This window comes from Bacillus sp. LR--39 (assembly GCF_053613335.1).
In genome coordinates this window covers 1-873 of the sequence record NZ_JBSIOT010000554.1, presented here as the reverse complement: position 1 = coordinate 873, position 873 = coordinate 1, and the positions used below count along the sequence as shown (strand labels likewise).

General features: G+C 47.0%; 1 pseudogene and 1 riboswitch. The pseudogene reads right to left on the bottom strand.

Going from position 1 to position 873, the window contains the following annotated elements:
• Positions 1 to 700, bottom strand: a pseudogene (locus tag ACWHAR_RS24840) (5-methyltetrahydropteroyltriglutamate--homocysteine S-methyltransferase); the annotation flags it as partial.
• A gap of 82 nt (positions 701 to 782) precedes the next feature.
• A riboswitch (SAM riboswitch) is annotated at positions 783 to 873 on the bottom strand. This riboswitch is flagged as partial in the annotation.

The following is an 873-nucleotide window of genomic DNA, read 5'->3' as shown; positions in this document are numbered from 1 at the left end:
CGTTAATTGTTTTGGCAAATATGGCTGGCAATGTTTCTGGATCGCCGCCGAGCGCCCGGACAACCTCTCTGCCTTTTTCCTCAAAGAAGAGAGACCATGACGTATCATCGAGCTGGAGATAACGGCAGCCAGCATCATAGAAGGCTTTGATTGCTTTTTTGTACGCTTGGGCCAGATCATGAAAGTATTCCTCTTGATCGTCATAAATCCCTTTATCCGCCTTTTCGCCAAAAAACAGCATATTTGGGCTGGGAATGGTCAATTTTGGCGTCGCGTTACCAGCAATCTCATGTAAAAATTGATAATCAGCAAGCGCTGGGTGGCTCGTAAAATCGAGTTTTCCCGTCACTTTGATGCTGCGCGCTTTCGTTTTTGTGTTATGGAACTGAATTCCCTCAGCCGGGATGAACGGTTCCACACCGTCAAGCCCTTCCAGGAAGTCATAATGCCACCAGGAACGTCGGAATTCCCCGTCTGTTACCACATCGAGACCGATTTCTTTTTGTTTTTCCACGATGCGGGTGATCTCTTGATTTTCGATATCACGAAGCTGTTCCGCTGTCATCTCACCAGCCGCTTTTTTTTGCCGGGATTCCTTCACCGGAACGGAACGAAGCAAACTGCCGACATGATCGGCGCGGAAAGGTGCTTTGCGTTGTTTTTCTGTTTTTTGTCCTGCAACATTCGTTTGTTGAGCCATGTTATTCGCCTCTTTTCTGAAATATTGAGCATGTAAAAAGCTCTTCCTTTGTGTAAGGAAGAGCTTGAACGATCAAATCTCCGCCTCATCTGCAAGAACGCAATGTTCTTAAGGATTTAGCACCATTCTGTTTGAAACAGCGGTTGCCGGGTATCATAGGGCCAGTCCCTCCA